Raw genomic sequence first — 6,639 nt, 5'->3', positions numbered from 1 at the left:
TTCCCATCCCCGGCGGCCCGGAGCTGCGCGCCAAGGGCTGGCGCCAGGAATCCCTCCTGCGCCTGCTCGAGAACGTCCTTTCCGTCGGCGAGGACCCGGAGAACCTTGTCGTCTATGCTGCGCTGGGCAAGGCCGCCCGCAACTGGGCGAGCCACGAGAAGATCGTCGAAACCCTCAAAACCATGGACGAGGACCAGACGCTCCTCATCCAGTCCGGCAAGCCCATCGGGCTCCTCAAGACCCACGCCAAGGCGCCGCTCGTCATCATGGCCAACTGCAACCTCGTCGGGCAGTGGGCCAGGGCGGAGGTGTTCTACGAGCTGGAGAGGAAGGGCCTCATCTGCTGGGGCGGGCTGACGGCGGGCGCCTGGCAGTACATCGGCTCACAGGGCGTCATCCAGGGTACCTACGAGATCTTCATGCGCATCGCCGAGAAGCGCTTTTCGGGCTCCCTCGCCGGCCGCTTCATCCTCACCGCCGGCCTTGGCGGCATGGGCGGCGCGCAGCCATTGGCCGGACGCATGGCGGAGGCGGCGATCCTCGTCGTCGACGTCGATCCCGAGCGCGCCCGCAAGCGCCGCGAAATCGGCTACCTCGAGGAGATCGCCCCGGACCTCGATACCGCCCTCGCCATGATCGACGCGGCGGTCAGGGACAAGCGCGCCCTCTCCGTCGGCCTCGTCGGCAACGCCGCCGATATCTACCCCGAGATCGCCCGGCGCGGCATCGTGCCCGATATCGTCACCGACCAGACCTCGGCCCACGATCTCGTCTATGGTTATGTGCCGCGCGGCTATACCCTCGAGGAGGTGCGCGCGCTGCGCAAGACCAACCCCACCGAGCTGATGGCCGCCAGCCGCGCCTCCATCGTCCCGCATGTCGAGGCGATGCTGGAATTCCAGCGCAGGGGCGCCGAGGTCTTCGACAACGGCAACCTCATCCGCACCCAGGCACGCGAGGGTGGCGTCGCCAACGCCTTCGATATCCCAATCTTCACCGAGGCCTACCTACGCCCGCTGTTCGCCCGCGCCATCGGCCCCTTCCGCTGGATGGCCCAGTCCGGCAACCCGGACGACATTCGCCGCATCGACGACCGGCTCCTGCAGATGTTCCCGGACAACCGGATCGTCACCAACTGGATCGGCCTTGCCCGCTGCCACATCCCCTTCGAGGGCCTGCCCGCCCGCATCGCCTGGCTCGGCCATGGCGAGCGCACGCAACTGGCGCTGGCCGTCAACGACATGGTGGCCAAAGGCGAGCTCTCCGCCCCCGTCACCTTTTCCCGCGATCACCTCGACGCCGGCGCCATGGCCCACCCCAACATCATGACCGAGCGGATGAAGGATGGGTCCGACGCCATCGCCGACTGGCCCCTGCTCGATGCCATGCTCCTCTGCTCGTCCATGGCCGACCTCGTCGTCGTCCACTCCGGCGGCGGCGGCTACGCCGGCTACATGACCTCGGCGGGCGTCACGGTCGTCGCCGATGGCACGCAAGCGGCCGCCGAACGCCTCTCCCACGCCCTCACCAACGACACGGCGCTCGGCGTGATGCGCTATGCGGACGCGGGATATGAGGAGAGCTTCGAGGAGGTGGAGCGGAAGGGAATCGGGTATCTGGGGGTGAAGTAGCAAACAACGCAGCTGCGGCCGGGCTGCTGGTGCGCCGTCCTTCCCGGTCGTCATTGCCCTCCTGATTTGATCGGGGATCGGTCCGGGCAACCCGGCCCGCGCGGCGGCGGCGCGCTGAGACCCGCGGGCAGGGCCGCTAAAATATTTCAGTCGCCGCGGACAACAGTCCTGAACGTCAGCGACACGCGGCGACCGCGCGGAGTCGCCACGCCATCTATGACGTCGCTCCTCCGTGCCGGAATGCCGTGCTTCCAGGTGAAACGCGCTTCGTCCTTAAGAACGAGCAGGCTTCGCCGCTCGAGCGGGTGGGTGAGCATCTCGCCCGATCGCACGTCAGTGAATTCCATGACACACGTCGACCCGAGGCTGAGCGAAGCGACGACCTGCCCGAAACAGGGTTCGCAATCCACATGCGCGGCAATCCCCTGCCCGGGAAGGTATTCGTTGACGATCACCTGGTCAGGCGGCCGCGGATATTTGCCCTCCACGGCGAGCTGACGCGCAAGCGCGTCCAACCAATCGGGTAGAGGTCCGAGGTATGAATCGCGGGTGACGCGCCGCGCTCTGTAGTCATATCGATAACCGTAATGCTGCACCCGGCGCCTCAGGTCACCCAGCCACGGCATGCCGTCGATATGCTCGATCAGGGCAGCTTCAGTCGGCTCGGTCACATACTGCCCAATATAGGCCGCTGCGGGTGGAATCATCGCCAGTATCTCGATTGAAGAACATCAGAACAGTAGTTTCGAGACACTGCAACGTCATCCGGATCCCCTCAGTTGATCAGCACCAGCCCCAGCACGAACAGGAATGGCGCGAGCGTCAGCGCCAGGATCAGCAGTACGCCGCGGTCGGCGTCGTGGTCACGGTTCCTGCGCGCATCGGGGAAATGGCGGTCGATGGAGGCTCGCCTGGTCTCGGGGCGGATCCTGGGGCGGGACACAAGAGATCGGTTGAAGCGGTACATGGGTTACCTCCGGAAAATCCGGAGAGAGATGTGCTGCCGGCGCCCGTAAGGTTTCGATTGGGAAGTCGTGGGCCCGGCATAAGAAATGCGTAAAAAGCAAAACGGCTCTCGATACCAAACTGCTTGATCGCGACCCCGTGAGGACCGCATAGTCCTCATGCGAAACCAGATTGAGAGGCTTGAGAGATGGGTTTCTTCGACGACATCAAAGCCAAGGTGTTCGGCGCGCCCAAGGTGGAGGCTCCGAAGACGCGCACGGCCGCGGTCGATTCGGCGGTCGCTGCCGGACTTGCCGCCGTCGGCCTTGGTCCCGACGGCAAGCCCCTGCCGGGGGTCAAGGCGACGCCCGTCGCCGCCGGGGTCACGGCGGCCGCGCCCAAGGCGGCTCCGGCTGCCGCTGCCAACTCGGCGCCCGCCGCGGCTCCCGCGCCGGCCTCCGCCCCGGCTGAAAGTGCTGAGGCCGTCGATATCGCCCAGGTGCTCGATGCCGCGGTCGCCAGCAAGGGGCAGAAGCTCAACTGGAAGACGTCGATCGTCGACCTCCTGAAGGCTCTGGACATCGACAGCAGTCTTTCGGCCCGCAAGGAACTCGCGGCCGAGCTCGGCTATACGGGCGACACCGGCGATTCCGCCACCATGAACGTCTGGCTCCACAAGCAGGTGATCCAGAAGCTCAAGGACAATGGCGGCAAGGTTCCGGCCGACCTTCTCTAGAGTATCCGTTCTGATGGACTCAGAAGCGCCTCGCCCTCCCGTTCCGGCTTTGTCGGAACGGGCGCGTGGCGGCCCGGTTCACGCTTTCTGGGCGACGATGAAGACGGCCGCCATCCGGCCCGGCTGCCAGTGGTGCCTTATGGCAAAGCCCTGCCTCTCGACCATCGAAACGAGCTTGGAATCGGTGAAGACCGTCAGCTGGGGAAGCTTGCCGAGGGCTTTGCCGATCGGCGCGATGTATTTCATCAATCTCAGCGTCGTGTCGCCGAGGCAGGCGGTGCTGGAAACGAAGTAGCCGCCGGGCTTGAGCATTCCGTGGACGCGGCCGATGGCCTCTTCGGGGTGCTTCATCAGGTGCAGCACGCTCATGGCGAGGACCATGTCGTAGCGTTCGTCCGGCGCGCCGTAGGCGTTGATGTCCGCCTCGAGGAACGTGATGTTTTCCACTCCCGCGGCTCTGGCCCGTTCCTCGGCGATGTCGAGCAGCGCTCGGGAAAAGTCGATCGCCGTGATGTGCCGGACATGGGGCGCATGCGTGACCGCCGTGCTGCCCGTGCCGCAGCCGAGCTCCAGCAGCTCCATGTCCGGCCGGAAATAGCCGCGCGTGATCTCGAGCTTGCGCTGGTAGGCGGCTTCGTCCGCGATGGGCATGCGCGCGTATTTCGGCGCCGTCCTGTCCCAGAACCGGCTGGTGGTATCCATTTTCCGGCAGTCTCCCCGGCAGGCTTTTCCGATGAACCCATGATTAGGCTGGCTGCATTGTGCGGGAAATCGTGTATTTTGACACTTTCCATATACGGGAACGCATAAGGCAGTGGCCGACTTCGACTGGAATCACATGCGCGCCTTTCTCGCGACCGTGGAGCGGGGCTCGCTGTCGGCCGCCGCGCGGCGCCTGAGGCTGACCCAGCCGACATTGAGCCGGCAGATCGCCGCGCTCGAGGATGAGCTCGGCATTCTGCTGTTCGAGCGCGTGGGCAAGCGCCTGGAACTGACCGAAGCCGGCGAGCGGCTCGCCGGCCACGTGCGCGAGATGGGCGCGGCGGCGGACCGGGTGGGGCTGGCGGCGTCCGGGCAGTCCTCGGAGGTCGAGGGCGTGGTGCGCATCACAACGATCGACGTCTTTGCCGCCTGCGTCCTGCCCTCGATCATGCAGCGGCTGGCCGCGGTCGCGCCGGGCATCGTGCTGGAGGTGATCGCGTCCAACGCGATCGACGACCTGATGCGGCGCGAAGCCGATATCGCCATACGCCATATTCAGCCCAGCCAGCCCGAGCTGATCGCCCGGCGCTGTCCGGACAGCCAGATCGGCCTCTATGCCGCAACGCGGTTTCTGGATGCGGTCGGCAGGCCCGTGACGCCGGAGGACTGTGCCAGGTTGCCCTTCATCGGCTTTCCCGAGAGCGAACTTCTGATCAAGGAGCTCAACGCGCGCGGCATTCCGTTGCGCGACGATGCCCTGCGGTGGCGCTGCGCAAGCTCGCTCATCAATTGGCAGTTGATCCGCGACGGCTTCGGCTACGGCATCATGTTCCGCGAAGCGGTGAAGGATACCGCCGGGGTCGAAGCCATCCTGCCGGACATGGCCCCGATTACGGCGCCCATGTGGCTGGTGGCGCATCGCGAGCTCTATACCAGCCGCCGCATCCGCCTGGTGTTCGATGCGCTCTATGACGAGCTTTCCCGGCGCAACCTTCCGTCGGGCTGATCAAAGACGAAGGGCCCGGCGCTCACGCCAGGCCCTTCGATCTCGCCGCCTATCCCATCGTCGGCATCTGGAACTCCGCGCCTTCCTTGATCCCCGAGGGCCAGCGGCTGGTCACCGTCTTGGTGCGCGTCCAGAACCTGATGGAGTCGGTGCCGTGCTGGTTGAGATCGCCGAAGGCCGAGGCCTTCCAGCCGCCGAACGAATGGTAGGCGAGCGGCACCGGCACCGGCACGTTGATGCCGACCATGCCGATATTGATGCGGCTGGCGAAATCGCGCGCGGTATCCCCGTCGCGGGTGAAGATGGCGACGCCGTTGCCGTAGGGGTTCTTCATCGGCAGCTCCAGCGCATCCTCGTAGGTGCGGGCGCGCGCCACCGAAAGCACCGGGCCGAAAACCTCTTCCTTGTAGATATCCATTTGCGGCGTCACCCGGTCGAAGAGAGTCGGGCCGACGAAGAAGCCGTTCTCGTAGCCCTGCAGCGAGAACCCGCGTCCGTCGACGACGAGCTCTGCCCCCTCAGCCACACCCTTGTCGATCAAGGACAGGATGCGCTGCTGGGCCGCCCGCGTCACCACGGGCCCCATTTCGGAGGCCTTGTCGGTCGCGGGGCCGACCTTCAGCTTCTCGATGCGCGGCTTCAGCGCTTCGATCAGCATGTCCGCGGTCTTGTCGCCCACCGGGACCGCCACCGAGATCGCCATGCAGCGTTCGCCGGCAGAGCCGTAGCCGGCGCCCATCAGCGCGTCGGCGGCCTTGTCCATGTCGGCATCGGGCATGACGATCATGTGGTTCTTGGCCCCGCCGAAGGCCTGCACGCGCTTTCCGTTCGCAGCCGCCGCCGCGTAGACGGCGCGGGCGATGGGCGTCGAACCGACGAAGGAAATCGCGCCGATCGCCTCATGGGCGAGGATGGCGTCCACCGTCTCCTTGCCGCCCTGCACGACGTTGAGAATGCCCTTCGGGAGCCCTGCTTCGATCATCAGCTGCGCAAGCCGGATCGGCACGCTGGGGTCGCGTTCGGAGGGCTTGAGGATGAAGGCGTTGCCCGCCGCGATCGCCGGCGAGAGCATCCAGAGCGGGATCATCGCCGGGAAGTTGAAGGGCGTGATGCCGGCGCCGATGCCGACGGGCTGGCGCAGGGAATACATGTCGATCCCGGGTCCGGCCCCTTCGGTGAACTCGCCCTTCAGGAGGTGCGGCGCGCCGGCGACGAACTCGGCCACCTCCAGCCCGCGCAGGATGTCGCCCTTGGAATCCTCGACGGTCTTGCCGTGCTCGCGGCTCAAGAGCTCGGCCAATTCGTCAATGTCGCGGTTGATGAGCTCGACGAACTTGAAGAACACCCGTGCGCGCCGCTGCGGATTGGTCGCCGCCCATTTCGGCTGCGCGGCGGCGGCGGAGGCGACGGCCGCGTCGAGATCGGCGGCTGTCGCGATCGCCACCCGCGCCTCGGCCTCGCCGGTCGCGGGGTTGAAGACGTCCTGGAAGACGCTCGATTGCCCGTTGGTCTCCTGGCCGTCGATGAAATGTCCGATGGTACGCATGCCGCAGTCTCCTCTTGTTCTCTATCGGTTATGGCTCTACGCTCCACGATGATCAACGCCATGGTTTCCGCAT

At 66.0% G+C, this 6,639-nt stretch carries 7 protein-coding genes; 3 read left to right on the top strand and 4 right to left on the bottom strand.

Features of this window, described 5'->3' with window-relative positions; genetic code table 11:
- A partial coding sequence (gene ertB / locus VE25_RS15265) for a thiourocanate hydratase (RefSeq protein WP_244466947.1) occupies positions 1 to 1,631 on the top strand: 1,631 nt, incomplete at its 5' end.
- A 146-nt stretch (positions 1,632 to 1,777) separates the two neighbouring features.
- On the opposite strand, the gene VE25_RS15260 is transcribed toward ertB, so the two are convergent.
- Entirely contained in the window at positions 1,778 to 2,338 is a 561-nt protein-coding gene (locus VE25_RS15260) for an alpha-ketoglutarate-dependent dioxygenase AlkB (protein ID WP_046109508.1), read from the bottom strand.
- 68 nt (positions 2,339 to 2,406) lie between these two features.
- A complete protein-coding gene (locus tag VE25_RS15255) occupies positions 2,407 to 2,598 on the bottom strand; it encodes a hypothetical protein (protein WP_046109507.1) in 192 nt (63 codons plus the stop codon).
- A 186-nt stretch (positions 2,599 to 2,784) separates the two neighbouring features.
- On the opposite strand from VE25_RS15255, the gene VE25_RS15250 reads away from it, so the two are divergent.
- Positions 2,785 to 3,312, top strand: coding sequence for a DUF3597 domain-containing protein (locus tag VE25_RS15250; protein ID WP_046109506.1), 528 nt, complete (start codon positions 2,785 to 2,787; stop codon positions 3,310 to 3,312).
- 78 nt (positions 3,313 to 3,390) lie between these two features.
- On the opposite strand, the gene VE25_RS15245 is transcribed toward VE25_RS15250, so the two are convergent.
- Positions 3,391 to 4,014: a class I SAM-dependent methyltransferase gene (locus VE25_RS15245; protein ID WP_046109505.1), complete on the bottom strand. Its 624-nt coding sequence runs from the start codon at positions 4,012 to 4,014 to the stop codon at positions 3,391 to 3,393.
- 112 nt (positions 4,015 to 4,126) lie between these two features.
- On the opposite strand from VE25_RS15245, the gene VE25_RS15240 reads away from it, so the two are divergent.
- Positions 4,127 to 5,020, top strand: a complete 894-nt coding sequence (locus VE25_RS15240) for a LysR family transcriptional regulator (protein WP_046109504.1) — start codon at positions 4,127 to 4,129, stop codon at positions 5,018 to 5,020.
- 49 nt (positions 5,021 to 5,069) lie between these two features.
- On the opposite strand, the gene VE25_RS15235 is transcribed toward VE25_RS15240, so the two are convergent.
- A complete protein-coding gene (locus VE25_RS15235) occupies positions 5,070 to 6,566 on the bottom strand; it encodes a CoA-acylating methylmalonate-semialdehyde dehydrogenase (protein WP_046109503.1) in 1,497 nt (498 codons plus the stop codon).
- Positions 6,567 to 6,639 lie beyond the last annotated feature (73 nt).

It is taken from the genome of Devosia geojensis (assembly GCF_000969415.1).
In the GTDB taxonomy this organism is placed as follows: Bacteria; Pseudomonadota; Alphaproteobacteria; order Rhizobiales; family Devosiaceae; genus Devosia; species Devosia geojensis.
The sequence above is the reverse complement of the archived record's forward strand: the minus strand, read 5'-3'. Positions and strand labels throughout refer to the sequence as shown.